Consider the following 26,615-nt stretch of genomic DNA (forward strand, 5'->3'; position numbering starts at 1 on the left):
TTGTCCGTTCGAGCTTTCCAGCCCCGCCGGGCTGGAAATGTTCACTGCAGCCAGCGAAGATAGCACCAGACATAATAACAGCACAGGAGACTTGCTATGGCGGACTGGGTCACCGGCAAAGTTACCGGCATACGGCACTGGACCGATACGCTCTTTTCCCTGACGGTGAATGCCCCCGTGGCGCCGTTTACCGCTGGCCAGTTCACAAAACTGGCGCTGGAGATCGACGGCGAACGGGTACAGCGCGCCTATTCGTACGTCAACGCGCCGGGCAATCCCGGGCTGGAGTTCTACCTGGTCACCGTACCCGACGGCAGGCTTAGCCCGCGGCTTCATGCTCTACAACCGGGCGACGAGGTGATGGTGGTCAATGACGCCGCCGGTTTCTTTGTGCTTAACGAAGTCCCGGACAGCGACACTCTGTGGATGCTGGCTACCGGTACCGCGCTGGGACCTTATTTGTCGATCCTGCAGGCGGGTCTCGACCTGGAGCGCTTTAACCATCTGGTGCTGGTACACGCAGTACGCTATGCCAGCGATCTCAGCTATCTCCCGCTGATGCACCGCCTGGCGGAGCGCTATGCCGGGAAACTGCGCATTCAGACCGTGGTGAGCCGGGAAAAGGCGCCTGGCGCGCTGAGCGGGCGAATTCCGGCGTTGATCGACAGCGGCGAGCTGGAAAAAGCCGTGGGACTACCAATGAGCGCTGCGGACAGCCATGTGATGCTGTGCGGCAATCCGCAGATGGTGCGCGATACGCAGCAGTTGTTGAAAGAAAATCGCCATATGGCTAAACACCTGCGCCGCCGGCCTGGCCATATCACCGCCGAAAACTACTGGTAATTAGCGGTATTTCACCGCGCTGGTCTCCTTACCGTATTTATTCTCCCCCTGGGTGCCGACAAACGCGCCCAGGTCGAGCAACATCATCACCAGAATCAGCGTCGGGACAAAGCGGCCCAGCGCCCACTGCCAGACCCCTTCCAGCATGTCCCAGTTTCCGGCCAGCAGCATCCATGCCAGAATCATCAGCAGCGCCCAGGCGCCGGACTTACCGCGATCGTGCAGGCGTTTCACCGCCACCGCCGCCGTCGGCCACAGCAGGCATACCAGCATAAAAGCCGCGGTTTGCATATTCAGCCAGTCGTTACCCGCAAGAGTAAAAAGCACCACCATCGCCACCAGCCATACCACAATCCAGCTCCAGAAATCCCGACGCCCGATGCGCCCCCGGAACGAAAACAGCCACTGTTGTAGGGTCATAAAAGCTATCCACAGAAGATGATGGCGTAGTGTACCCTGGCGGGCGCCATTTTTGACAAGCTGGTCGAATGCCGTTTTAATCGCAACAGGAAAACGAGTAACCGGAAGCACGTACTGATGAAATTACCACTTTCTGCGCTGGTGCTCCTGACACTGCCGCTGTCACCCGTCATGGCGGCTCAGGGAACGGGAACCCCGGTGCCGACAGCGCCCTATCTGCTGCCTGGCGCGCCCACTTTCGATATGTCGATCAGCGGGTTTCGGGAAAAATTCAATCTGACCAATCCCTCACTGCCGCTTAACGAGTTTCGCGCCATTGAGTCCAGCCCGGATAAAGCCAGCCTGACCCGGGCGGCCAGCAAGATCAATGAAAACCTCTATGCCTCTGCCGCCCTGGAACGCGGCACGCTGAAAATCAGAAGTATCCAGCTCACCTGGTTACCAATTCAGGGGCCGGAGCAAAAAGCCGCGAAGGCCAAAGCGCTGGATTACATGGCTGCGCTAATCGAGCTGTTTACCCCCACCCTCTCCCAGGCCCAAAGCCAGGAAAAACTCAACGCGCTGCTGGGAGCAGGCAAGAGCAAGCGCTACTACACCCAAAACGACGGGGCGATACGCTATGTTGTGGCGGATAACGGCGAAAAAGGGCTGACCTTCGCAGTTGAACCGATTAAGCTGACGCTATCTGAGACGCTGGAAGCCGGTAATAAATGATAAAAAGCAAAGCCTTTCGGCGACTGACTCTCTATACTGTTTCACAGACCATGCTGCCCAGACCGGCAGCGTATTTATTTGCTTACCGCGTGGAGAATTAAAATGCGACATCCTTTAGTGATGGGTAACTGGAAACTCAACGGCAGCAAACACATGGTTAACGAGCTGGTCGCTAACCTGCGTAAAGAGCTGTCCGCCGTCGTGGGCTGCGATGTAGCTATCGCCCCGCCGCTGATGTATGTAGACCTGGCCCGTCAGGCGGCGGCCGGCAGCCACATCAAGCTGGGCGCCCAGGACGTTGACCTGAACCTGTCCGGCGCTTACACCGGTGAAATCTCCGCTGAAATGCTCAAAGATGTCGGCGCCAAATACATCATCATCGGCCACTCTGAGCGTCGCACCTACCACGGCGAATCCGATGAGCTGATCGCTAAAAAATTCGCGGTACTGAAAGAGCAGGGCCTGATTCCGGTACTGTGCATCGGTGAAACCGAAGCGGAAAACGAAGCCGGTAAAACCGAAGAAGTGTGCGCCCGCCAGATTGACGCAGTACTGAAAACCCAGGGCGCCAGCGCTTTTGAAGGCGTAGTTATCGCCTATGAGCCGGTATGGGCTATCGGCACCGGCAAATCCGCGACCCCGGCTCAGGCTCAGGCGGTACATAAATTTATCCGCGACCATATCGCTAAAGTCGACGCCAACGTCGCCAGCCAGGTGATCATTCAGTACGGCGGCTCCGTAAATGCCTCTAACGCCGCAGAGCTGTTCGGCCAGCCGGACATCGACGGCGCGCTGGTAGGCGGCGCGTCCCTGAAAGCGGACGCTTTTGCCACTATCGTGAAAGCCGCGGCGGAAGCGAAAAAAGCGTAAGCGGCGCTTTTCCTTATTTCGTTATCTGGCGATATCTGGACGTTCAGCAACGAAATGAGGTTCATCATCAATCAGAAACGGCCCTGACGGGCCGTTTTTTTTGGTAAACAATAAATTAAAACGCATTATAACTGACCAAGCAGGCGGAACCAGCCATAGTCGAGGGGCAGTAGTACCAGCCAGGTAATGACCGCCAGCGCCAGACATAGCGCCACGCCCGCTCTGGGCGGCACCTTGCCCAGCGCCATCGCTACCACAATCGGCGACGCCTGATACGGCAGCAGCGGGGTTGAATAACCCAACACCTGAATCATGATAACCGACAGCAGCGGGAACCCGCTGGCCTGTGAAAAACTGTCCGCCATAGTGGTATACAGGGCCGGTACGCCATTAGCGGTCATAATAAAGTTCATTGCCGTGGTGATCGCCGCCAGAGCCGTGAAGCTGGTAAACGGTCGTTCGCTGTCCAGCGGCATCACCGAAAGCAGTATATCCCCCATCGCTTTGCCAAGCCCGGTTTGGGTGACTGTGCCCGCCAGACCGAGGATCCCCGCCACATAAATGCAGGTGCGAATATTAACGCCGCTGGCAAACTCCTCCCCGGAGATAAACCCGACGCGCGGCAGCAAAGTCACGACCGCTGCCGCCAGACCTACCCATGCCGGGCCGATACCATGCCAGCTACCGCTCACCCACAGCGCCAGCACCACCGCCAGCATCCATGCGAGGCGCTTTTCATCACCGCTCATCGGCGGCAGCGGCGTGAGATCCTGCGGGGGCCGGGGTTTGCCGGGAAACATACGGCAGATCAGAACAATAAGAATCAGGCTCTTGGCGATCCCCAGCACCGGCGTATGCAACAGCAGGTAGGGCAAATAGTTAAGATGAATTCCCCACGACCCTTCCGCCGCGCCGCTCATCACCAGGTTTGGCACATTCGCCGGCAGGATAGTGGCAGAAAGCTGGAATGTCCCGAACCCTACCGCCAGCGCCAGTCCATACCAGCTACGGGTCCCTTCTTCGATGCCCGCCCGCTGCGCCATCGCCAGCACAATCGGCATCAGCAGCGCGATGCGCCCCATGTTAGAAGGCATCACAAAAGCCAGCGCATAGCTGAGCAGCACCACGCTCGCCACCATCTGCCACCAGCTATCGGTTAAACGGGCGGAAATCCCGCGGGCGACGCGGTCGGCAAGGCCTGTCTTGCGGATCGCCACGCCGAGAATAAAGCCACTGAACACCAGCCAGAATGCCGATGAGGCGAAACCGCCGAAAATGGTTTCCGGCGGCGCAATGCCGGTCACCATCGCCAGCGTGAAAAACAGCAGCGCGGTGATAAATTCCGGCAACAGCGACGTTGCCCAGAGCACAACCGTCGCCAGTACAATCAGTGAAGGAAGAAACAGCGGGTGAGATAACCAGAACGACATACCTGTCTCCTGTTGTTTTTCAGGTCAGTCTACGGCGCGCATAAAGTTAAGTAAATGTTAATACGTTGGCTTTTCAGGCGACATCCATTGCTTAAAGCGATTTGACCGCCCGGAACCGCGGCCAGCCAGTCGCATCCGGCGCAGCGCTAAGACAGACGTTTTTCCCGATATAACACCGGGACAGCGATCAGCGAGCCGCCAGTAGTTTACAGTCGTGATCCTGAAGCTCTTCCGCAGAGGCACGGTTTAACTTCAGCAGGTTACGTTCTGTCGCCAGTAAAACGAACGAACCGTCCGCCTGGCGCGCCATTGCCATCCCGAAACGCCCCATATGCTCGCGGGCGCCAGGGACTTCTTCAGCCAGCATCAGGAACGGGCTGCGCTGCGCCAGTTCCGCCTGCGTCACCCGGCGCGCCAGGTAAGTGTGATCGCGCAGACGTCCCGGCAGCGGCAGCCACTGACTGCTGATGCGCGCGCTATTGACGTTGAGCAACTGGCGAATATCCGCCCGCAGGCAGGAAATATGAATATGGAAATGGTTCTGGGTACGCCCGGTACGGGAATTAATCGCCAGCGATACCACATCATCCGGCACCGGTGCGCCACGGCGCTCGCTCATGAAATGACGCGCCTGCCACGCCTGCCAGAAAAAATCGGTGGTGCGTGGATTCAGCAGCGCCGGACTTTCTATGCCCTTGACTTTCCAGGTTGGCAGCAACAGATACTGTAGCGGCCCGTTGCGATCTTTAAGTACCGCATAGCCAGCCCGCAGGTTGACCTCCGCGCAGGGATCGGGAGTGTCGCTCTGCAACTGATGGGGCACACACTGCTCAAGCACGATCTGGCGCAGCGCATCCGGATTTCCTGACCGCAACCAAATCCACAGCCCCGCTGCCGCCAGCGCGAGAATGATAATAATGGTGACAATGACGCGCCATGCCGTTCTCATAGTGATGCCCCGCGGTAGACGAAGGCAGCAGGGTACCGTAAAACCGCGAACAATCAAGGGCTCAGCGCCGGCTTTACGTTTCTGCGCCCTGCCAGGCGCCGGACAATATCATCCCTGACGCTGCGCCTTCTTCAACACCCGCGCCATACTGACGGGAAAGAAGTCATTCACATCCACGCCAACGTTAATCGCCCGCGGCCCGAGCACGCTCAGGCGCCGAAATTGCTGCGGATCTTTCCCGGCATTGTGCACGTGGCCGTAAAGGTGGATGGCGTCGCGGAAAAAACCCTGCCACTCAAGGATCGGATAGTGAAACAGCACCAGCTTCTGTTTCTGATAATCCAGCACATAATAGTCTTTCACCCACTCAAAGGCGGAGACGTCAAAATCGGGGTCATCAAGAAATTTATCATGGTTGCCGCGAACCAGGTATTTCCTGCCATTAAGGCGCCGCAGGATCTGGTTAGCGTCTTTGCCGGTGCCGCGGAATAAAAAATCGCCGAGAATATACACCTCATCCTGCGGAGTCACACAGGCATTCCAGTTGTGGATTAGCGTGTCATTCATATGGCGCACGCTTTCGAAGGGACGGTCGCACAAATTAATGATACTGGAGTGGCAAAAATGGGTATCGGAAGTGAAAAAAATCATCGTCTTACTGCCTGTACAAAAAACTAACGGCTGATTATTGCACACGGCGACCGGGGATGCTGTTTTTTTGCGCAGACGGCAGGTGAATTTGGAGTAACCATCAGTGGCTGGCAGGCAGGAAAACGACCGGGGTTAATCATGACATAGCGGCCCCGCAGGGCCGCCAGCGAGATCAGCGCTTGCTGATCTCATCAAAAGTACCGCCGTTAGAGAAGTGCTCTTTCTGGGCCTTAGTCCAGCCGCCGAAGACTTCATCAATTGTGAACAGCTTCAGTTTCGGGAACTCGCCGGCATATTTAGCCGCCACCTGCGGATCGCGCGGACGATAGAAATTCTTCGCCGCAATCTCCTGGCCCTGCGCAGAATAAAGGTATTTCAGGTAGGCTTCCGCCACGGACCGGGTATCCTTTTTCTCTACGACTTTATCCACGACCGCCACCGTCGGCTCTGCAAGGATCGACTCGCTGGGGGTGACAATCTCAAACTTATCTTTACCCAGTTCATTAGTCGCCAGCAGCGCTTCGTTTTCCCAGGCGATCAGCACATCGCCAATACCGCGCTCAACAAAGGTATTCGTCGCACCACGGGCGCCGGAATCAAGTACCTCGACATTCTTGAACAGCGCTTTGACAAACTCCTGAGCCTTCGCCTGGTCGCCGTTATTATGGTGCAGGGCATAACCCCAGGCGGCAAGGTAGTTCCAGCGGGCGCCGCCGGAGCTCTTCGGATTTGGCGTAATCACCGACACGCCCGGCTTAACCAGATCGTTCCAGTCATGAATCTGTTTGGGGTTTCCCTTACGTACCAGGAAAACAATGGTGGAGGTATAAGGCGCGGAGTTATCCGGCAGGCGGGTTATCCAGTTTTTATCAATCCGCCCGCGCTCGGCGATCGCATCAACATCATACGCCAGCGCCAGGGTGACGACATCCGCATCAATCCCATTAATCACTGAGGTCGCCTGCTTACCGGAGCCACCATGAGACTGGCGTATAACGACATTATCACCGGTTTCCTGCTTCCAGTAAGCGCTGAACGCTTTGTTATATTGATCGTACAGCTCACGCGTTGGATCGTAAGAGACGTTAAGTAACTGAATATCCTTTGCCACAACGCTCGTCGAGGCCAGTAACAGCGCCAGCCCAATATGCCACTTTTTCATCGCACGCTCTCTTCTCATTAAGTTGTGATGAATTGAGCCTGCCAGAAACTAAATCGATTACTAAAGAATAAAAAAAAATTGGCTATAACTAAAACAAATATAGACACGCCGGGTAAGAGGGGGGACGTCGGACCATACCGGGGTCTCTGCCGCGCCACGTCGCCCGGCCTGTTCCGGCCATAAAAAAGCCGGGGGAATCCCCGGCTTAGTGACTGAACAAACTGAATTAATAGAGCTTTTTCGCGCAATCCAGCCAGTCGCCTTTAAACGGGCGCTTCATGTTCTCAATGGCATCAATAATGTCGTGATGAACCAGTTTTTCATTCTGGATACCCACGCAGCGGCCGCCATAACCCTGCAGCAGAAGCTCAATGGCATAAGCTCCCATACGGGAAGCCAGAATACGGTCATAAGGCACTGGCGAGCCGCCGCGCTGAATATGCCCCAGAACGGTTGCGCGGGTTTCACGACCGGTTTCTCGCTCAATGAAATCCGACAGTTCGTGCACATCGCACACATGTTCGGTGATCGCCACAATCGCGTGCTTTTTCCCTTTCGCGATGCCGGCTTTAATTTCAGCCACCAGGTCGTCACGGTTGAATTCCACTTCCGGCACCACGACGAACTCACAACCGCCGGCAATCGCCGCCGCCAGGGTCAGATCGCCGCAGTAGCGTCCCATCACTTCCACAATCGAGATACGCTGGTGAGAGGAGGAGGTATCACGCAGGCGGTCAATCGCCTCAACAACGGTACCCAGCGCGGTGAAGTAACCGATGGTGTAGTCAGTGCCCTTGATGTCGTTATCAATAGTGCCTGGCAACCCTACGCACGGAAAGCCCATTTCAGTCAGACGCTTGGCGCCGAGATAAGAACCGTCGCCGCCGATGACCACCAGCGCATCCAGGCCGCGCTTTTTCATGTTCTCGATGGCAACGGAGCGGATATGTTCTTCGCGAAATTCCGGGAAACGAGCCGATCCCAGGAAAGTACCACCACGGTTAATCATGTCGGATACGCTGTAGCGGTCCAGGTTGACCATGCGATCTTCGTAAAGCCCCAGGTAGCCGTCATAAACACCGCACACTTCCAGGCCTTCACTCAGCGCAGCGCGCACAACGCCGCGAATCGCAGCGTTCATGCCTGGCGCGTCACCACCACTCGTCAAAACACCGATTTTCTTAATCATGACTACCTCTGAACTTTGAATGCAAAATTAATCTGTTGCCGGAAACCGCCGCGGAGATACCGGATCTTTCGACTATGCTGTCCATAGTATATCAATAGCTTCGTGCTGAATTGATTCAGGTCAGTCCATATGGTGGATATTTAAACAAAAAATGCCCACGCTCCTGACACATGAACAACATAAAAACCGGGTTACTGCCTGCTCTTATAGTCGCTCCGGAACCACTGAGCTGGGATCCTGGTGAATAATGACATCCGAGCCGGGAAAACGTTGCAGGATCGCCTGCTCCACCTGTTCAGCAATCTGGTGCGCCTGAACAAGCGGTAAACCATCGTCCATTTCCAGGTGAATCTGAATAAAGCGGGTCGGCCCTGACTGCCGCGTTCTGATATCGTGCGCGCCGCATACCCCCGGCCAGGTAGTGGCAATATCAACTATCGCCTGACGCTCTTCATCCGGTAGCGCTCTGTCGAGTAACGACTGTATGGCCTCATATGCCATACGCAGCGCGCTATATAAAATATAGATGCCAATGCCGAGCGCAAATATCGAATCCGCCCGATGCCACCCATACCACGACAGCGCCAGAGCAATAAGAATGGCGCCGTTCATCATAACATCAGACTGATAATGGAGCATATCCGCCCTGACGGCCTGACTACGTGTTTTTCTGACCACCCAGCGCTGAAACGTTACCAGAACTACCGTACTGAGCAAGGCAATAATAGTAACAATGATCCCCACCCCCGGTTGGTTCATCGGTTCCGGGCGCGCCAGATGTTGAATGCTGGTTAAAAACAGGAACAGCGCCGAGCCGGAAATAAACATACTCTGCGCCAGAGCGGCCAGCGATTCCGCTTTACCATGACCAAACGCGTGTTCCTTATCGGCAGGCTGCAGGGAATAGCGTACCACCAGTAAATTGGTCAGCGAGGCGGCAATATCCACCAGGGAATCCACCAGCGCCGCCAGAATACTGACCGACCCGGTCAGCCACCAGGCAAAAATCTTTATCAGCAGCAGCAAAGTCGCCACCGTGGTGGCCGCGACCGCAGCCCGCTTCACTAAACGCCCATATTGTTGATCCATAACCACTCCGCAAATAAATCGGCGCAAGTATAACGGATAGCCATTCAGATTTTAGGCAAAAATTCGCCATCGCGAGCAGGAAAAGCCAGGCCACGCTTCCCTTCGCGCATCTCAACGGAGACAGGAAGCCGTCCACATTACGTCCATATAAATCAGTAAACGTGGCTGAGACGTCGTAGTCAGGCGGGCACGAAAATGAGTAATTAACTGTTTTTTAAGGAAATCATTAAAACTGAAGATAAAAAAAACCCCCACATCATGTGGGGGAAGACAGGGATGGTGTCTATGGCAAGGAAAACAGGGTTTGTTACTGGTTACTGGTGCTACACATCAACGGTTACCACTGCTGCTGATAAGCTGCAGCGATGATCCTCTCTGGACATCCGCCAGTTCACGTAGCTCATTCATACGCTGCTGGTGTCTGTCTTTTAAAACCGCTTGTTGCTCGGGCGTTAGCAGGCGATACATCTGATTGCGCACCCGGGCCATTTCGACCTGGCGGGCAACCTGCTCCTGCGCTATTTTCTCTGCCTGAGCGCGTATAGCGGTTTCATCAAATTTATCTGCAATGATCAGGCGATGCATGTGCTCAAGTTCGCTAACATTAACAGAAGGACTATCATGTCGAGCTCGTTGCATCAGATCCCGCATTTGCTGGCGCTGCTGTTCAGTTAAACTGATGCCATCAAACATATGGCTTTGTGCAGTGCCTTGCTGTACAGCTCCATCGGTCTGATGCCAGTTAACGCCCGTCATGCTGTCAGCAGCCTGGCTGGCAATTGCGCCAAACGCTAGCGTCGATGCCACAATGGCGGCGGTAACATTACGCATCACTTAACTCCTGAAAACTTGTGTGCTGCGATTCAACGAGAGCCAGTCTACGAATTCGGCTGCAAACATGCGTCAGGGGGTGTAAAACAACGTAAAGTCATGGATTAGCCGACCTGGATGACGTAATTTCTGCCTCGGAGGTAACGCAATAATGAACAAAATCCTATTAGTTGATGATGACCGGGAGCTCACTTCACTGCTGAAGGAACTGCTCGACATGGAAGGATTCGACGTTGTGGTCGCGCATGACGGAGAACAGGCGCTCGATCGGCTGGATGACAGTATCGACCTGTTGCTACTGGATATTATGATGCCGAAGAAAAATGGCATTGATACGTTAAAAGAATTACGTCAGACCTATCAGACTCCGGTGATCATGTTAACCGCCCGGGGCAGCGAGCTGGATCGCGTTCTGGGCCTGGAACTGGGCGCGGATGACTATTTACCCAAACCGTTCAACGATCGGGAGCTGGTAGCCCGTATTCGCGCTATTTTGCGCCGTTCCCACTGGAGCGAGCAGCAGCAGAATAACGATAGCAGCTCACCGGTGCTGGAAGTGGACTCTCTGAATCTCAATCCAGGCCGCCAGGAGGCCAGCTTCGACGGTCAACCGCTGGAACTGACGGGTACCGAGTTTACGCTGCTGTATCTGCTGGCCCAGCATCTTGGGCAAGTGGTATCGCGCGAACATCTGAGCCAGGAAGTGCTTGGCAAACGCCTGACGCCGTTCGACAGAGCCATCGACATGCACATTTCGAACCTGCGCCGCAAATTACCGGAAAGGAAAGACGGGCAGCCGTGGTTTAAAACATTGCGTGGACGCGGATATCTGATGGTCTCCGCTTCATGATAAGTAGCCTTACCGCCCGCATTTTCGCCATCTTCTGGCTCACGCTGGCGCTGGTGTTAATGCTGGTACTGATGTTACCCAAACTCGACTCACGCCAGATGACCGAGCTGCTGGAAAGCGAGCAACGTCAGGGCGTGATGCTCGAACAGCATGTCGAAGCCGAACTGGCTAACGATCCGCCCAACGATCTGATGTGGTGGCGGCGTCTGTTTCGCGCTATCGACAAATGGGCGCCCCCCGGGCAGCGGCTGTTGCTGGTGACCAGCGAAGGACGAGTGATCGGCGCCCAGCGCAATGAAATGCAGATCATCCGTAACTTTATCGGTCAGTCAGATAACGCCGATCATCCGCAAAAGAAAAAATATGGCCGACTGGAGTTGGTCGGGCCCTTTGCGGTCCGCGATGGCGAAGATAACTACCAGTTGTATTTGATTCGCCCGGCGAGCACCTCTCAGTCTGATTTTATCAATCTACTGTTCGACCGCCCGCTGCTGTTACTTATCTTCACCATGCTGGTCAGCGCCCCTCTGCTACTGTGGCTGGCCTGGAGCCTGGCGAAGCCGGCCCGTAAACTGAAAAACGCGGCGGACGAAGTGGCGCAGGGTAACCTGCGGCAGCATCCGGAGCTGGAATCCGGCCCCCAGGAGTTCCAGGCGGCAGGCTCCAGTTTTAATCAGATGGTCTCCGCGCTGGAAAGGATGATGACCAGCCAGCAGCGCCTGCTGTCTGATATCTCTCACGAACTGCGTACGCCGCTTACCCGCCTCCAGTTGGGTACCGCCCTGCTGCGACGGCGCAGCGGGGAGAGTAAAGAGCTGGCGCGCATTGAGACTGAAGCCCAGCGCCTCGACAGCATGATCAACGATCTGCTGGTCATGTCACGTAATCAGCAGAAAAATGCGTTGGTCAGCGAAACGCTGAAGGCTAATCAGTTGTGGAGTGAAATGCTGGATAACGCCGCGTTTGAGGCGGAACAAAAAGGCAAGACCCTGGAAGTCACCTATCCACCCGGCCCCTGGCCGCTGTACGGTAACCGTAATTCGCTGGAAAGCGCGCTGGAAAACATTGTACGCAATGCGCTGCGCTACTCGCACACCCAGATTGCCGTCAATTTTGCGGTGGATAACCAGGGGATCACTATCACCGTCGATGACGACGGTCCCGGCGTCAGTCCCGAAGACCGTGAGCAGATTTTCCGCCCCTTCTTCCGCACTGACGAGGCGCGCGATCGCGAATCCGGCGGCACGGGCCTGGGTCTGGCGATCGTGGAAACCGCCGTCCAGCAGCATCGCGGCTGGGTGAAGGCCGACGACAGTCCGCTGGGCGGGTTGCGGCTGACGCTTTGGCTACCGCTGTACCACCGTACTAAATAGCAACAGTACACAGCCGGATACGCGCCGCCCGCGAGGCGTTTATCCGGCTTCTTTTTGATACTCTCCCGGGCGTAAAATTTGCTATCCTGCGCCCCTTACAAGGGAGCATTCATGTTAAATATTGTCCTGTTCGAACCCGAAATTCCGCCCAACACCGGTAATATCATTCGCCTGTGCGCCAATACCGGTTTTCGCCTGCATATCATTGAGCCGATGGGATTTACCTGGGACGACAAGCGCCTGCGCAGGGCCGGACTGGACTATCATGAGTTCACCGCCGTTACCCGGCATCACGATTATGCGGCCTTTCTGGATGCAGAGCGCCCCGGGCGTCTGTTCGCCCTCACCACCAAAGGTACGCCGGCCCATAGCGCCGTCAGCTATCAGGAGGGGGATTATTTGCTGTTTGGTCCGGAAACGCGCGGCCTGCCTGCCGCTATCCTTGACGCCCTGCCGGCGCAGCAGAAGATACGCATCCCGATGATGCCGGACAGTCGCAGCATGAATTTGTCTAACGCGGTGTCGGTTGTGGTTTATGAGGCGTGGCGCCAGTTGGGCTACCCTGGCGCAATACTGCGTAGTTAGAAAAACGCGCGCGACGACGAACATCGTCGCGCAGACAGCGCGAGATCAAATCCCATCGCCGTATTCAAAGCCGTGATGAATCCCATTGAAATGCTGATCCATATCGATGGCCGGCTTGTCACTTTCCGGCTTGCCGACAATACGCGCCGGTACGCCAGCGGCGGTAGTGTGCGGCGGTACCGGCTGTAGCACCACCGATCCGGCGCCGATTTTCGCCCCGCGACCCACCTCGATATTGCCAAGGATTTTCGCACCGGCGCCAATCATCACCCCTTCACGGATCTTCGGATGGCGGTCGCCACTGGTTTTACCGGTTCCGCCCAGGGTCACCGACTGCAGGATGGACACATCATCCTCCACAATCGCCGTTTCACCAATTACGATGCCAGTGGCATGATCGAGCATAATCCCGCGTCCAATACGCGCCGCCGGATGAATATCAACCTGGAATGAAACCGACACCTGGTTCTGCAGGAAAATGGCCAGCGCCCGACGCCCCTGCTGCCACAGCCAGTGGCCGATGCGATAAGCCTGCAAGGCATGGAAACCCTTCAGATACAACAACGGCGTGGAATACTTATCCACCGCCGGATCACGAGTGCGTACCGCCTGAATATCGCAGGCCGCCGAGGCGATCATTTCCGGATCGGCGGCATAAGCTTCTTCCACGACTTCACGAATGGCGATCGCCGGCATAATCGGCGAGGCCAGTTTATTCGCCAGCATGTAACTCAGGGCGCTACCGAGATTCTCGTGCTTAAGCAGCGTCGCGTGATAAAAACTGGCCAGCATGGGTTCACAGTCCGCCAGCGCCCTGGCTTCGGCCTTAATATTGTTCCAGACAATTTCCAGTTCTTCACACGACATTGCTCTCTCCAGAAGAAAAACCGGCCGGTAATCCACAGATTACCGGCGCAACACAGGTGATAACGGACGCTCCGACAGTGCTTACCTTTCGTCCTTGCGGGTACGTCCTAATAGCGTCAATGCTGCCTCGCGCGCATTTTTTCCGCAATATAATACCTGATAAATTTCCTCGGTTATTGGCATTTCGACACCGTAACGTGCGGCTAATTCACGTACTTCTTTGGTATTGCGATACCCTTCCACCACCTGACCAATTTTCTGCTGCGCACCGTCCACGTCCATTCCCTGGCCAAGCATCATGCCAAAACGGCGATTGCGTGACTGGTTATCGGTACAGGTCAGCACCAGATCGCCCAGCCCCGCCATCCCCATAAAGGTTTGCGGATCGGCGCCCAGCGCGCTGCCCAGACGGGTCATTTCCGCCAGACCGCGGGTAATCAGCGCCGTTCTGGCATTGGCGCCAAAACCGATACCGTCAGACATGCCCGCGCCGATGGCGATGACATTTTTCACCGCGCCGCCTAACTGCACGCCGATAAAATCCGGATTACTGTATACGCGGAAGCTCTTCCCGCAGTGCAGCAGTTGCTGGAGGTCATCGGCAAAGACGTCGTCGGTAGACGCCAGCGCAATCGCCGTCGGCAGGCCGGAGGCCAGCTCTTTGGCAAATGTCGGGCCGGAAATCACCGCCAGCGGAATATCGTCGCCCAGCGCTTCACGAGCGACATCCTGCAATAAACGTCCGGTATCCGCCTCCAGACCCTTGGTCGCCCAGACGACCCGGGCATCCGGACGCATCAGCGGCTTAATCTGGCGCAATACTTCGCCAAACACATGGCTGGGTACCACCACCAGAATATTACGACTGGCCGCCAGCGCAGTCGCCAGATCGCTTTCCAGGCGTAAAGTGTCAGGGAAAGGAACATCAGGAAGAAAAGCGGCGTTACAGCGATCCGCCTGCAGAGTGGCGATATGCTGCGGATCGTGGCCCCACATCACCACCGTGTGGCCGTTTCTCGCCAGCGTGATAGCGAGAGCGGTGCCGTAAGAGCCGGCACCGATAACAGTCATTGAAGCATTAATCGCGTTCATCAGGCATCCTGATGGTCTTGCGCACCTTCGTTAGCCTGCTGCTGCAGATAGTTCATAAACAGCGCGTCGAAGTTAACCGGTGCGAGGTTCAACTGCGGGAAAGTACCACGGGACACCAGGCTGGTGATGCATTCACGGGCATACGGGAACAGGATGTTCGGGCAGTAAGCGCCCAGGCAATGGGCCATCTGGGTCCCTTCAATACCGTCGATAGAGAAGATGCCCGCCTGCTGTACTTCGCACAGGAAGCCGGTTTCTTCACCCAGCGTCGCGGTAACGGTCACGCGCAGCACGACTTCGTATACCCCTTCCGCCAGTTGGCTTGAAGCAGTATCCAGGTCCAGTTTAACTTCCGGCTGCCACTCTTTCTGAAATATCTGCGGCGCGTTCGGCGCTTCAAAGGAGATATCCTTGGTATAGATGCGCTGAATCTGGAAAGTCATTTCTACGTTGCTTTGTTCTGACATGGGTCAACCCTTTAAAGTAAATAGTCCTTAGTGTTAAAAAGCAGCATGAGCCTTAGTGCAGTAGGGGATCCAGCCCCCCACGGGCATCCAGCGCATACAAATCGTCGCAGCCGCCAATGTGCTGTTCATCAATAAAAATCTGCGGTACCGTCGTGCGCCCGCTACGGGCGATCATCTCTTCGCGCTTCGCCGCATCGCCGTCAATGGGCAGCTCGGTAAAAGTGACCCCTTTGCTGCTCAACAGGGCTTTGGCCCGGTGGCAGTATGGGCAAGTTGCTTTGGTATAAATTTCAATCCTGGCCATGACAGTACCTCTGTATGTTTATTTCCCGCGAATCAGCGGCAGATTTTCCCCGCTCCAGCCGGCGATCCCTTCTTTGAGCAAGTATACGCGTTCAAAACCGGCCTTCATCAGCAGAGTCGCGGATTCCTGAGACGCCATACCGTTGGCATCCACCACGATGACAGGTTTGGTTTTGTGCTTTTCCAGCTCCCCGAAACTACCGTTTTTGATTTCGGTCGGCAGCACATTCAGCGAGTGGGTAATATGCCCTCTGCGGAAATCGTCGCGTTGACGCAGATCCACCACAACGGCGTCTTCTTTGTTAATCAGATTAGTCACTTCACCACGGGTAATCACCTTCACTTTAGAGGTTAGCCCTTTAAAGGTGGTGTACAGCACGGCAATCAACAAGCCGACCCACGCGATACTCAGTATGGGGTGGCGACTAACGAATTGCATAATTTCTTGCATGGGGGGTAACAACTCCCGACAGATTGAATGAAAAAACCAGGGAAGAAGTATACCTGCGCGCTGTGCCAATTACAGCCAGTGACGTTGAGGTTATGCATTTTCTGCGTGTTGCCACGAAAAAAATGATCGCAGAACAACAAATCCTGACCGCTGGTCCCCGCTTTCTTTGATCTTCTGCGGCTATATCCCTTCTGACTCCGTAGTAAAATTACGCAAATTTTTTGTCTTTGACTGGAGATTTCCGCAATGTCGGCTGCTAAAAAACCTATGGTACTGGTGATTCTTGATGGCTACGGTTATCGGGAAGACCAACAGGATAACGCTATTTTTTCTGCCAAAACCCCGGTAATGGATAAGCTGTGGGCCACCCGTCCTCATACCCTGATCGACGCTTCCGGCCTGGAAGTCGGTCTGCCGGATCGTCAGATGGGCAACTCCGAAGTCGGCCACGTCAACCTGGGCGCCGGGCGCATCGTCTACCAGGATCTGACCCGTCTGGACGTTGAAATCAAAGAGCGTACATTCTTCGCTAACCCGATATTGTGCGGCGCGGTGGACAAAGCGGTAAAAAGCGCCAAAGCCGTTCACATCATGGGCCTGCTCTCCCCGGGCGGGGTACACAGCCATGAAGATCATATTGCCGCGATGGTAGAACTGGCCGCAGAACGCGGCGCCGAAAAAATCTACCTGCACGCTTTCCTCGATGGCCGCGATACGCCGCCGCGCAGCGCCGAAGCCTCGCTGGCGCGTTTTGAAACGCAGTTCGCCGCCCTCGGCAAAGGTCGCGTGGCTTCCATCATCGGTCGTTATTACGCCATGGACCGCGATAATCGCTGGGATCGCGTCGAGCAGGCCTATGATCTGCTGACCCTCGCCAAAGGCGAATATCAGGCCGATAGCGCCGTAGCTGGCCTGCAGGCAGCCTATGCCCGTGATGAAAACGATGAATTCGTAAAAGCGACCGTGATCCGCGCCGCCGGTCAGGCCGACGCCGCAATGGAAGACGGCGATGCGCTGATTTTCATGAACTTCCGCGCCGACCGCGCCCGTGAAATCACCCGCGCCTTTGTTAATGCTGATTTCGACGGCTTCGCCCGTAAGAAAGTGGTAAACATCGATTTCGTCATGCTGACTGAATACGCTGCGGACATCAAAACCGCCTGCGCTTATCCGCCAGCGTCGCTGACCAATACCTTTGGCGAATGGATGGCGAAACACGATAAGACCCAGTTGCGCATCTCTGAAACCGAGAAATACGCCCATGTCACCTTCTTCTTCAACGGCGGTGTGGAAGAGTCGTTCCGCGGGGAAGATCGCATTCTGATCAATTCGCCTAAAGTGGCGACCTACGATCTGCAACCGGAAATGAGCTCCGCCGAATTAACCAGCAAACTGGTTGCGGCAATTAACAGCGGGAAGTACGACACCATCATCTGCAACTACCCGAACGGCGATATGGTCGGTCACACCGGCGTATTCGACGCCGCAGTGCAGGCCGTGGAAGCGCTGGATCGCTGTATCGACCAGGTGACTCAGGCCGTACTGTCCGTCGGCGGTCAATTGCTGATCACCGCCGATCATGGCAATGCAGAGCAGATGCGCGATCCGTCTACCGGCCAGGCGCACACCGCGCACACCAACCTGCCGGTTCCGCTCATCTATATCGGCAACAAAACCCTTAAAGCAGTGGAAGGCGGTAAGCTTTCCGACATCGCGCCGACGATGCTGACCCTGATGGGCATGGAAATCCCGCAAGAGATGACTGGTAAGCCGCTGTTCATCGTGGAATAATCCCTCCCCATGAGGGGAAAGGTGATTATTCCAATGATAAAGGCTGCAAAGCCAAAGCAGTTATCTGTCAGACCTTTAGTGTACGCCAGCGTCCTGAGCGCTGGCGTATTGCTATATCCGTTTTCCGTCCATGCGGACGATCGCGACCAGCTCAGATCCATTCAGCAGGATATTGCCACCCAGGAGCGGGCGGTTCGCCAGCAGCAGCAGCAGCGTGCCGCGCAGCAGGAACAGCTGCGTAAGCAGGAGCAGGCGATCGCCGCCGCCGCCCGCAAGCTGCGCGAAACCCAGAACACCCTCGCCGAACTCAACCGCCAGATTAGCGCCATGAACGCCTCCATCGCCAGGCTGGAAAAACAGCGCGCTGCCCAGGAAAAAAATCTGGCGTCGATGCTTGATGCCGCTTTCCGTCAGGGGGAACACTCCGGTATCCAGTTTGTCCTCAATAGCGAAGAGACGGAACGCGGCGAACGGATGCGCGAATATTTCCGCTACTTCAACGAAGCGCGCCAGCAGGCCATTGCCGAACTGAAGCAGACCCGGGAACAGGTCAGCGCTCAGAAAGCGTCGCTGGAAGAAAAACAGAGCCAGCAGCAAACCCTGCTCTATGAACAGCGCGCGGAACAGCAAAAGCTGGAAGCTGCGCGCAACGAACGTAAGAAAACCCTCGCCGGCCTGGAGTCATCGATCAAGAAAGGCCAGCAACAGCTCACTGAGATGCGCCAGAACGAATCTCGCTTGCGCAGTAGTATCGCGCGCGCAGAGGCTGCCGCGAAAGCCCGCGCCGAACGTGAGGCCCGGGAAGCGGAACAGGTGCGCGCCCGCCAGCAGGAGGCCACCCGCAAGGGTACAACCTATAAACCGACCGAAAGCGAGCAATCGCTGATGTCGCGTACCGGCGGGCTGGGTTCACCGCGCGGTCAGGCTTACTGGCCAGTGCGCGGCCCGTTACTGCACCGCTATGGCGAACAGCTCCAGGGGGAGCTACGCTGGAAAGGCATTGTGATCGGCGCCGCTGAAGGCACCGAGGTCAAAGCCATCGCCGACGGGCGGGTGATTCTCGCCGACTGGCTGCAGGGCTACGGACTGGTGGTGGTGGTGGAGCATGGTAAAGGCGATATGAGCCTGTATGGCTATAATCAGAGCGCCCTGGTGAATACCGGAACCCAGGTGCGCGCCGGCCAGCCTATCGCGCTGGTGGGCAGTAGCGGCGGTCAGGGCAGACCGGCGCTCTATTTCGAGATTCGTCGCCAGGGTCAGGCAGTCAATCCACAACCGTGGTTGGGAAGATAAGTTTTGTTGCAATTTCGTCGCATTATCCTCTCCGGCGTCAGCGCTCTGACGCTGGCGCTTCCGGCATTTGCCGGCAAACTGGCTATTGTCATTGATGACTTTGGCTACCGTCCACAGACCGAAAACCAGGTAATCGCTCTGCCGCAGGCTGTCTCAGTGGCGGTGCTGCCGAATGCGCCCCACGCCCGGGAAATGGCCACCAAAGCCCACAATGCCGGCCATGAAGTGTTGATTCATCTGCCCATGGCGCCGCTCAGTAAGCAGCCGCTGGAAAAAGATACGCTGCGCCCGGAGATGAGCAGCGCGGAAATCGAGCGCATAATTCGCGACGCCGTCAATAAAGTGCCCAATGCCGTCGGCATGAATAACCACATGGGCAGCGCGATGACGTCCAGCCTGTTTGGTATGCAGAAAGTGATGCAGGTTCTGGATCACTACAATCTCTACTTCCTTGACAGTATGACCATCGGTAACAGTCAGTCGCTGCGCGCCGCCAGCGGTACCAGCGTCAAAGTTATCAAGCGCAAAGTGTTCCTTGACGACACCCAGAATGAAGCCGACATTCGCTATCAGTTTAACCGTGCGATCGCCCTGGCGCGGCGCAACGGTTCCGCTATCGCCATCGGCCATCCTCACCCGGCTACTGTACGGGTCCTACAGCAAATGGTATACAACCTGCCGCCGGACATCACCCTGGTGCGCCCGAGCAGCCTGCTGAACGAGCCTCAGGTGGATACCTCCACGCCGGGCCAGACCGCGCCAACGGCGCCCGGTAAACCAGCGACCGCGCCGCGCAACCCGTTTCGCGGCGTGAAAGTATGCCGCCCTGAACAGCCGCTGCAGCCGGTGTACGCCTCGCGTTTCTTTGAGACCGTTGGCGAAAGTATTGCCCGGAGTAATCTGGTGAACTATTTTCGCAACCAGTGGCAGGGCTGGGAGCAGAGCCGTAAATCATAAACAGACAGGGCCGGATATCCGGCCCTGGGTTCATTTGTTTAACTTTAGCGTGCGCTTTTGTTCGGAAAGGCCGACGGGGGATTTCTCAGGTTTACCGTGCTGATACCAGGACTTAAAATATTTCAGAAAGCTATATAGTGTCGCATACAGGCCGGTAACCGCCCCGACTTTCCCCTGCCGCCAGGCTCCGCTGAACAGATACCATTTAAAAAAAGCCCCGATAGCGCTGATAATACCGCGCGCCAGCGATGGCCGAATATTCTTATATTTCACCACCCGGGTCGTGTAACCGTTCAGCTTATTAAAGACTTCATGAAGTGAATAGAACGTATCATGGCGGACAAAACCCGGGATACGCTCCGATGGGCCATCAGTATCCACCTCGTCATCCACCGGCCGATCATTAAAACGGGCATACTGGCGATTAAACAAACGCACCGGGAAATCCGGCGATGATACCGGGTAGATGGTGCGCACCTGCTGCCCCAGCACAAACCAGTATCGGGGAATACGCCAGTTACGGTTTGGCTCAGGTTCCTCACCCGCTTTCAGGGCCAGGATATAATCCACCACCTGTTGATCGATAATCTCATCGCTGTCCATACACAGTACCCAGTCATTGCTGGCCAGGCTGATGGCATAATTCATCTGCTGGCCGTGCATGGCATATTCATGGGAGTGCGGCGTAAGACCAAATTGCTGGCAAATGGACAACGTACTGTCACTGCTGCCGGAATCCACCACAATGAACTCATCAGCAATATTCATTAACGGTTTCAATACATCACGCAGCAATCTTTCAGAATTGTAGGTTAACAAACAAACCGAAAGTTTAAACATATTTAACAGAGAATTAGCCAGACATGGAGATACTATATATGAGGATTACCATCTGAGGCGTGATGAATCGCGTGTTACAGAATAATAATAACTAAAGTATGATGCGTTTCAGATAAAAGCGTCATGGCGACGCTTTTATCTGTATTTATTATTCCGAAAATCAATCCCAGCTTAATATCACTTTACCGGACTGGCCGGAGCGCATAGCGTCAAAACCTTGCTGGAAATCATCCACGCTGAAACGGTGCGTGATAATCGGAGTCAGATCCAGACCAGACTGAATCAGCGCCGCCATCTTATACCAGGTTTCGAACATCTCCCGGCCATAAATCCCTTTAATAAACAGCCCCTTAAATATGACCTTATTCCAGTCTATCGCCATATCGGAAGGGGGAATGCCCAGCATGGCAATCCGTCCGCCATGGTTCATGGCATCCAGCATCGCGCGAAAGGCCGGCGGCGCGCCGGACATCTCCAGCCCGACATCAAAGCCTTCGGTCATCCCCAGCTCAGCCATCACCTCCGTAAGCGTCTGCTGACTGACGTTAACCGCCCGCGTTACGCCCATCTCTCTGGCCAGCGCCAGACGGTAGTCGTTGACGTCGGTAATTACCACATTACGGGCGCCGACATGCTTCGCAACCGCAGCCGCCATAATGCCGATCGGCCCGGCGCCGGAGACCAGCACGTCCTCCCCCACCAGATCAAACGACAGTGCGGTATGTACCGCATTGCCGAACGGGTCAAAGATGGAGGCCAGATCGTCAGTGATATTGTCGGGGATTTTAAAAGCGTTAAATGCCGGAATCACCAGATACTCGGCAAAACAGCCGGGCCGGTTGACCCCAACCCCAATGGTGTTGCGGCACAGATGGGTACGCCCGGCGCGGCAGTTGCGACAGTGACCGCAGGTTATGTGTCCCTCGCCGGAAACGCGATCGCCGACGCTGAAGCCTTTAACTTCCTGGCCCATACCCACCACTTCACCCACATATTCGTGGCCCACCACCATCGGCACGGGGATCGTCTTTTGCGACCACTGATCCCAGTTATAAATATGCACATCAGTGCCGCAGATAGCGGTTTTTCGGATTTTAATCAGCAGATCGTTATGACCGACTTCCGGCTCCGGTACCTCGGTCATCCAGATGCCTTCTTCGGCTTTCAGCTTCGCTAATGCTTTCATCGTCTATCCTCAGGCAATCACGCCCAGCTGTTTACCGATACGGATAAATGCCGCAACGGCGCACTCAATTTGTTCCGGGGTATGCGCCGCCGACATTTGGGTACGGATACGCGCCTGCCCTTTCGGCACCACCGGATAGAAGAACCCGGTGACATAAATACCCTCTTTTTGCAGCTCGCGGGCAAAGTTCTGCGCCACCACCGCATCCCCCAGCATCACCGGGATAATAGCGTGATTGGCCCCGGCGAGCGTGAAGCCGGCCGCGCTCATTTTCTCCCGGAACAGGCGGGCATTGGCCCACAACCGGTCGCGCAGCTCGTCGCCGGACGCCAGCATCTCCAGTACCTTAAGGGATGCGGCGACAATCGCCGGCGCCAGCGAGTTCGAAAACAGATACGGGCGGGAACGCTGGCGCAACCACTCCACCACCTCTTTACGACCCGCCGTATAGCCGCCGGAAGCGCCGCCCAGCGCCTTGCCCAGGGTACCGGTGATAATATCCACCCGATCCATCACATCGCAGTACTCGTGGGTACCGCGCCCATGCGCGCCGACAAACCCCACCGCGTGGGAGTCATCGACCATCACCAACGCACCATATTTGTCCGCCAGGTCGCATACTCCCTGCAGATTGGCAATCACTCCATCCATTGAGAACACGCCGTCGGTGGCGATCAGGACATGACGGGCGCCGGCATCGCGCGCCTCTTTGAGGCGCGCTTCCAACTGCTGCATATCATTGTTGGCGTAACGATAACGCTGCGCTTTGCACAGACGCACGCCATCGATAATCGAGGCGTGATTGAGGGCATCGGAGATAATGGCGTCCTCCGGCCCGAGCAGGGTTTCAAACAGCCCGCCGTTGGCGTCAAAGCAGGAAGAGTAGAGAATCGCGTCTTCCATACCAAGGAACTCCGCCAGTGCGTTCTCCAGCTGTTTATGACTGTCCTGGGTGCCGCAAATAAAACGCACCGATGCCATCCCGAAACCGTGGGAATCCATACCGCTTTTAGCCGCCTCAATCAGCACCGGGTGATTCGCCAGGCCAAGGTAATTGTTGGCACAGAAATTAATCACATGACTACCGCCGGCGACGGTAATATCCGCCTGCTGAGCGGACGTGATAATACGCTCTTCCTTAAACAACCCTTCCGCCCTGGCGGTTTCCAGCTGAGCGTTTAACTGTTGGTAAAAATCCCCTCGCATTGCAATTCTCCAGGCATGGCAAATTTCCGCACATATTACCTGAGGCTAGCGGAGCAGACGAGATGACGCTTCATGGTTTATAAATTTTGTAGCATAAATCACGCGCCGACGGCGGGATTCTGACCGCCACGGCCAGTCGATGGCTGTAGGCGCATCGATGTGATGTTATGATAATAAATATCAGTGTCCGGATACGGTTCCGGCACGCCACATTTTTGAAGGTTAACGCTTATGATCATTGTCACCGGTGGTGCCGGTTTTATCGGCAGCAATATTGTCAAAGCCCTGAACGACATCGGTTATACCGATATCCTGGTGGTGGATAACCTGAAAGACGGAACCAAATTCGTCAATCTGGTGGATCTGCACATCGCGGACTACATGGACAAAGAAGATTTCCTAATCCAGATAATGTCCGGCGAAGAGTTTGGGGAAATTGAAGCCGTATTCCACGAAGGCGCCTGCTCCTCCACCACCGAGTGGGATGGCAAGTACATGATGGATAACAACTATCAGTACTCCAAAGAGCTATTGCACTACTGCCTGGAGCGGGAAATTCCGTTCCTGTACGCCTCTTCGGCAGCCACCTACGGCGGGCGTACCTCCGACTTTATCGAATCCCGCGAGTATGAAAAACCGCTCAACGTCTACGGTTACTCCAAATTTCTGTTTGACGAGTACGTACGGCAGATCCTGCCGGAAGCCAACTCGCCGATCGTCGGCTTCCGCTACTTTAACGTATACGGACCCCGTGAAGGCCACAAGGGCAGCATGGCCAGCGTCGCTTTCCACCTCAACACCCAGTTGAACAACGGTGAAAGCCCGAAACTGTTCCAGGGCAGCGAAAACTTTAAGCGTGATTTCATCTACGTCGGCGACGTCGCGGCTGTAAACCTGTGGTTCTGGCAAAACGGCATCTCCGGGATTTTCAACTGCGGCACCGGGCGCGCCGAATCCTTCCAGGCCGTGGCGGATGCCGCGCTCGCCTGGCATAAGCAGGGCAACATTGAGTACATCCCGTTCCCGGACAAGCTGAAAGGCCGCTATCAGGCGTTTACCCAGGCCGATCTGACTAATCTGCGCGCGGCAGGCTATGACAAACCGTTCAAAACCGTCGCTGAAGGGGTAGCGGAGTATATGGCCTGGTTGAATCGCGACGCATAATCGGGTCTGAACGCATGAAAATACTGGTGATTGGCCCGTCATGGGTGGGCGACATGATGATGTCGCAAAGTCTCTATCGTACGCTCCGGGCACGCTATCCCCAGGCGGTGATTGATGTGATGGCGCCGGCCTGGTGCCGGCCGCTGTTATCGCGTATGCCGGAAATCAACGAAGCGATTGCCATGCCGCTGGGCCACGGCGCGCTGGAAATCGGCGAGCGCCGTCGCCTGGGCCACAGCCTGCGCGAGCGCCGCTATGACCGCGCTTACGTATTGCCTAACTCCTTTAAATCCGCGCTGGTTCCCTTCTTTGCCGGGATTCCGCTACGCACCGGATGGCGTGGTGAAATGCGCTACGGTCTGCTTAACGACGCCCGGGTGCTGGACAAGCAGGCCTGGCCGCTGATGGTTGAGCGCTACGTCGCACTGGCCTATGACAAAGGGGTGATGGAGTCCGCCCGCGATCTGCCCAAACCGCTGTTGTGGCCGCAATTGCAGGTCAATGACGAAGAAAAAACCCTGACCTGCGCCAGGTTTAGCCTGAGCGCGGAACGTCCGCTTATCGGTTTTTGCCCGGGCGCTGAGTTCGGCCCGGCCAAACGCTGGCCCCACTACCATTATGCCGCGCTGGCCGGTCAGTTGATTGACGAAGGCTACCAGGTCGTTCTGTTTGGTTCAGCAAAAGACCATGAAGCTGGACAGCAAATCCTCGGCAACCTGACATCGCAGCAGCAGGCCTGGTGCCACAATCTGGCGGGGGATACGGCCCTCGATCAGGCGGTTGTGCTGATTGCCTCCTGTCAGGCCATCGTCACCAATGATTCCGGACTGATGCACGTCGCCGCCGCGCTGGGGCGACCGCTGGTGGCGCTTTACGGCCCGAGCAGCCCTGATTTTACCCCGCCGCTGTCCGATAAAGCGCGGGTTATTCGCCTCATCGACGGCTACCTGAAAGTACGTAAAGGCGAAGGAGAGCAGGGATATCACCAGAGTCTGATAGATATACAGCCTGAACGCGTTTTGAACGAACTGCACCAACTGCTGCAGGCCGGGGAAGCTTAATCCATGCGCGTTCTGATTGTAAAAACCTCGTCAATGGGCGATGTTCTCCATACTCTGCCGGCGCTGACCGACGCGCAGCGGGCAATACCCGAAATTCGCTTCGACTGGGTGGTGGAAGAGGGGTTCGCCCAGATACCCACCTGGCATAGCGCCGTCGAGCGAGTGATACCGGTGGCGCTGCGCCGCTGGCGCAAAGCGTGGTTCTCCGGCCCGGTACGCGCCGAGCGCCGCGAGTTTCGCAAGACGGTGCGCGCAATTCGCTACGACGCAATCATCGACGCCCAGGGGTTGCTGAAAAGCGCTGCGCTGGTGACCCGTCTGGCCCGCGGCACCCGCCACGGCATGGACTGGCAGAGCGCCCGCGAACCGCTGGCCTGCCTGTTTTACAACCGCCGTCACCACATTGATAAATCGCAGCATGCCGTTGAACGCATTCGCCAGTTGTTTGCCGACAGCCTGGGATACTCCCGGCCTCAGGCCCCTGGGGACTACGCCATCGCCCGGCACTTTCTCAATGACCACGAACGCGCGCGCGCGCCATATGCCGTGTTTTTGCATGCCACGACCCGTGACAATAAACACTGGCCGGAAGCGAACTGGCGGCAATTAATTGCTCTGCTGGGCGAACAGGGGATCACCATCAAACTTCCGTGGGGAGCTCCCCATGAAGAGGCGCGGGCTAAGCGACTGGCGGAAGGTTTTGCGTACGTTGAAGTTTTACCGCGCATGAGCCTGGAAAACGTGGCGCGTGAACTGGCGAATGCCAGATTTGTTGTCTCCGTGGATACCGGACTGAGCCATCTGACCGCCGCGCTGGACCGGCCAAATATCACGTTGTATGGCCCCACTGACCCCGGTCTGATTGGCGGATACGGAAAAAATCAGCAGGCATTAAAATCCAGGACCGATGATATTGCGGCGATCCAGCCGCAGGATGTTTATCAATCGATCCATCGCCTGATTGCCGGTCAGTAAAGGCCG

At 56.1% G+C, this 26,615-nt stretch carries 28 protein-coding genes; 12 read left to right on the top strand and 16 right to left on the bottom strand.

Annotated elements, in window-relative coordinates; translation table 11 throughout:
• Positions 1-96 precede the first annotated feature (96 nt).
• Positions 97-843, top strand: a complete 747-nt coding sequence (fpr, locus tag AQ981_RS20790; RefSeq protein ID WP_058913673.1) for a ferredoxin--NADP(+) reductase — start codon at positions 97-99, stop codon at positions 841-843.
• Here the strand turns inward: fpr and AQ981_RS20795 are convergent, their stop codons facing one another.
• On the bottom strand, positions 844-1,263 hold the full coding sequence (locus tag AQ981_RS20795; protein ID WP_058913725.1) for a DUF805 domain-containing protein: 420 nt from the start codon (positions 1,261-1,263) through the stop codon (positions 844-846). It abuts the gene before it with no gap.
• A gap of 171 nt (positions 1,264-1,434) precedes the next feature.
• Here AQ981_RS20795 and AQ981_RS20800 point away from each other — a divergent pair, with 171 nt between their 5' ends.
• Both AQ981_RS20800 and tpiA read left to right on the top strand, forming a co-directional pair.
• Complete coding sequence (locus AQ981_RS20800) at positions 1,435-1,977, top strand: DUF1454 family protein (protein WP_249226361.1); 543 nt, start codon at positions 1,435-1,437, stop codon at positions 1,975-1,977.
• A 102-nt stretch (positions 1,978-2,079) separates the two neighbouring features.
• A complete protein-coding gene (tpiA, locus tag AQ981_RS20805) occupies positions 2,080-2,847 on the top strand; it encodes a triose-phosphate isomerase (RefSeq protein ID WP_058913675.1) in 768 nt (255 codons plus the stop codon).
• 125 nt (positions 2,848-2,972) lie between these two features.
• On the opposite strand, the gene AQ981_RS20810 is transcribed toward tpiA, so the two are convergent.
• From AQ981_RS20810 to cpxP, 7 genes are all read right to left on the bottom strand, one after another.
• On the bottom strand, positions 2,973-4,277 hold the full coding sequence (locus tag AQ981_RS20810) for an SLC13 family permease (protein ID WP_058913676.1): 1,305 nt from the start codon (positions 4,275-4,277) through the stop codon (positions 2,973-2,975).
• 187 nt (positions 4,278-4,464) lie between these two features.
• Positions 4,465-5,226: a CDP-diacylglycerol diphosphatase gene (locus AQ981_RS20815; protein ID WP_058913677.1), complete on the bottom strand. Its 762-nt coding sequence runs from the start codon at positions 5,224-5,226 to the stop codon at positions 4,465-4,467.
• A gap of 108 nt (positions 5,227-5,334) precedes the next feature.
• Positions 5,335-5,877: a metallophosphoesterase gene (locus AQ981_RS20820; RefSeq protein ID WP_058913678.1), complete on the bottom strand. Its 543-nt coding sequence runs from the start codon at positions 5,875-5,877 to the stop codon at positions 5,335-5,337.
• A 172-nt stretch (positions 5,878-6,049) separates the two neighbouring features.
• The gene (locus AQ981_RS20825) at positions 6,050-7,039 is read right to left on the bottom strand and encodes a sulfate ABC transporter substrate-binding protein (RefSeq protein ID WP_058913679.1); all 990 of its coding nucleotides are present in this window, start codon (positions 7,037-7,039) and stop codon (positions 6,050-6,052) included.
• A 226-nt stretch (positions 7,040-7,265) separates the two neighbouring features.
• The gene (pfkA, locus tag AQ981_RS20830) at positions 7,266-8,228 is read right to left on the bottom strand and encodes a 6-phosphofructokinase (RefSeq protein WP_058913680.1); all 963 of its coding nucleotides are present in this window, start codon (positions 8,226-8,228) and stop codon (positions 7,266-7,268) included.
• A gap of 204 nt (positions 8,229-8,432) precedes the next feature.
• Positions 8,433-9,317 (bottom strand): CDF family cation-efflux transporter FieF, encoded by an 885-nt coding sequence (gene fieF / locus AQ981_RS20835; protein WP_058913681.1) that lies wholly within the window; start codon positions 9,315-9,317, stop codon positions 8,433-8,435.
• 330 nt (positions 9,318-9,647) lie between these two features.
• The gene (gene cpxP / locus AQ981_RS20840; RefSeq protein WP_058913682.1) at positions 9,648-10,148 is read right to left on the bottom strand and encodes a cell-envelope stress modulator CpxP; all 501 of its coding nucleotides are present in this window, start codon (positions 10,146-10,148) and stop codon (positions 9,648-9,650) included.
• Between the two features lie 151 nt (positions 10,149-10,299).
• Here cpxP and cpxR point away from each other — a divergent pair, with 151 nt between their 5' ends.
• From cpxR to trmL, 3 genes are all read left to right on the top strand, one after another.
• Positions 10,300-10,998, top strand: a complete 699-nt coding sequence (gene cpxR, locus AQ981_RS20845; protein WP_058913683.1) for an envelope stress response regulator transcription factor CpxR — start codon at positions 10,300-10,302, stop codon at positions 10,996-10,998.
• Positions 10,995-12,371 carry an envelope stress sensor histidine kinase CpxA gene (cpxA, locus tag AQ981_RS20850; RefSeq protein WP_058913684.1) on the top strand — a complete coding sequence of 459 codons (1,377 nt, stop codon included), beginning with the start codon at positions 10,995-10,997 and terminating at the stop codon, positions 12,369-12,371. Before cpxR ends, cpxA begins: the two co-directional genes overlap by 4 nt.
• 111 nt (positions 12,372-12,482) lie before the next feature.
• Complete coding sequence (gene trmL, locus AQ981_RS20855; RefSeq protein WP_058913685.1) at positions 12,483-12,956, top strand: tRNA (uridine(34)/cytosine(34)/5-carboxymethylaminomethyluridine(34)-2'-O)-methyltransferase TrmL; 474 nt, start codon at positions 12,483-12,485, stop codon at positions 12,954-12,956.
• 45 nt (positions 12,957-13,001) lie between these two features.
• Here trmL and cysE read toward each other — a convergent pair whose 3' ends face one another.
• From cysE to AQ981_RS20880, 5 genes are all read right to left on the bottom strand, one after another.
• Entirely contained in the window at positions 13,002-13,823 is an 822-nt protein-coding gene (cysE, locus tag AQ981_RS20860; RefSeq protein ID WP_058913686.1) for a serine O-acetyltransferase, read from the bottom strand.
• A gap of 81 nt (positions 13,824-13,904) precedes the next feature.
• The gene (gene gpsA, locus AQ981_RS20865; RefSeq protein ID WP_058913687.1) at positions 13,905-14,915 is read right to left on the bottom strand and encodes an NAD(P)H-dependent glycerol-3-phosphate dehydrogenase; all 1,011 of its coding nucleotides are present in this window, start codon (positions 14,913-14,915) and stop codon (positions 13,905-13,907) included.
• Positions 14,915-15,382 (bottom strand): protein-export chaperone SecB, encoded by a 468-nt coding sequence (secB, locus tag AQ981_RS20870; protein WP_058913688.1) that lies wholly within the window; start codon positions 15,380-15,382, stop codon positions 14,915-14,917. Before secB ends, gpsA begins: the two co-directional genes overlap by 1 nt.
• Before the next feature lie 52 nt (positions 15,383-15,434).
• Positions 15,435-15,686: a glutaredoxin 3 gene (gene grxC, locus AQ981_RS20875; RefSeq protein WP_058913689.1), complete on the bottom strand. Its 252-nt coding sequence runs from the start codon at positions 15,684-15,686 to the stop codon at positions 15,435-15,437.
• 18 nt (positions 15,687-15,704) lie between these two features.
• On the bottom strand, positions 15,705-16,136 hold the full coding sequence (locus AQ981_RS20880; RefSeq protein ID WP_058913690.1) for a rhodanese-like domain-containing protein: 432 nt from the start codon (positions 16,134-16,136) through the stop codon (positions 15,705-15,707).
• A gap of 246 nt (positions 16,137-16,382) precedes the next feature.
• Between AQ981_RS20880 and gpmM the strand changes: the two genes are divergently transcribed.
• Genes gpmM through AQ981_RS20895 form a run of 3 tightly spaced genes read left to right on the top strand, consistent with a single transcriptional unit; the run spans position 16,383 to position 20,177 of the window.
• Positions 16,383-17,927 carry a 2,3-bisphosphoglycerate-independent phosphoglycerate mutase gene (gene gpmM, locus AQ981_RS20885; protein ID WP_058913691.1) on the top strand — a complete coding sequence of 515 codons (1,545 nt, stop codon included), beginning with the start codon at positions 16,383-16,385 and terminating at the stop codon, positions 17,925-17,927.
• A gap of 33 nt (positions 17,928-17,960) precedes the next feature.
• On the top strand, positions 17,961-19,220 hold the full coding sequence (gene envC, locus AQ981_RS20890; RefSeq protein ID WP_249226359.1) for a murein hydrolase activator EnvC: 1,260 nt from the start codon (positions 17,961-17,963) through the stop codon (positions 19,218-19,220).
• A gap of 3 nt (positions 19,221-19,223) precedes the next feature.
• Complete coding sequence (locus AQ981_RS20895; RefSeq protein WP_058913693.1) at positions 19,224-20,177, top strand: divergent polysaccharide deacetylase family protein; 954 nt, start codon at positions 19,224-19,226, stop codon at positions 20,175-20,177.
• Between the two features lie 30 nt (positions 20,178-20,207).
• Here AQ981_RS20895 and AQ981_RS20900 read toward each other — a convergent pair whose 3' ends face one another.
• From AQ981_RS20900 to kbl, 3 genes are all read right to left on the bottom strand, one after another.
• On the bottom strand, positions 20,208-21,017 hold the full coding sequence (locus tag AQ981_RS20900; protein WP_058913694.1) for a glycosyltransferase family 2 protein: 810 nt from the start codon (positions 21,015-21,017) through the stop codon (positions 20,208-20,210).
• 160 nt (positions 21,018-21,177) lie between these two features.
• Positions 21,178-22,203, bottom strand: a complete 1,026-nt coding sequence (gene tdh / locus AQ981_RS20905; RefSeq protein ID WP_058913695.1) for an L-threonine 3-dehydrogenase — start codon at positions 22,201-22,203, stop codon at positions 21,178-21,180.
• A gap of 9 nt (positions 22,204-22,212) precedes the next feature.
• Positions 22,213-23,409: a glycine C-acetyltransferase gene (gene kbl / locus AQ981_RS20910; protein WP_058913696.1), complete on the bottom strand. Its 1,197-nt coding sequence runs from the start codon at positions 23,407-23,409 to the stop codon at positions 22,213-22,215.
• A gap of 231 nt (positions 23,410-23,640) precedes the next feature.
• On the opposite strand from kbl, the gene rfaD reads away from it, so the two are divergent.
• Genes rfaD through rfaC form a run of 3 tightly spaced genes read left to right on the top strand, consistent with a single transcriptional unit; the run spans position 23,641 to position 26,609 of the window.
• On the top strand, positions 23,641-24,573 hold the full coding sequence (gene rfaD / locus AQ981_RS20915) for an ADP-glyceromanno-heptose 6-epimerase (RefSeq protein WP_058913697.1): 933 nt from the start codon (positions 23,641-23,643) through the stop codon (positions 24,571-24,573).
• Between the two features lie 14 nt (positions 24,574-24,587).
• Positions 24,588-25,634, top strand: a complete 1,047-nt coding sequence (gene rfaF / locus AQ981_RS20920) for an ADP-heptose--LPS heptosyltransferase RfaF (protein ID WP_058913698.1) — start codon at positions 24,588-24,590, stop codon at positions 25,632-25,634.
• A gap of 3 nt (positions 25,635-25,637) precedes the next feature.
• The gene (rfaC, locus tag AQ981_RS20925) at positions 25,638-26,609 is read left to right on the top strand and encodes a lipopolysaccharide heptosyltransferase RfaC (RefSeq protein ID WP_058913699.1); all 972 of its coding nucleotides are present in this window, start codon (positions 25,638-25,640) and stop codon (positions 26,607-26,609) included.
• Positions 26,610-26,615: the final 6 nt, after the last annotated feature.

Source organism: Entomohabitans teleogrylli, from assembly GCF_001484765.1.
Classification (GTDB): Bacteria; Pseudomonadota; Gammaproteobacteria; order Enterobacterales; family Enterobacteriaceae; genus Entomohabitans; species Entomohabitans teleogrylli.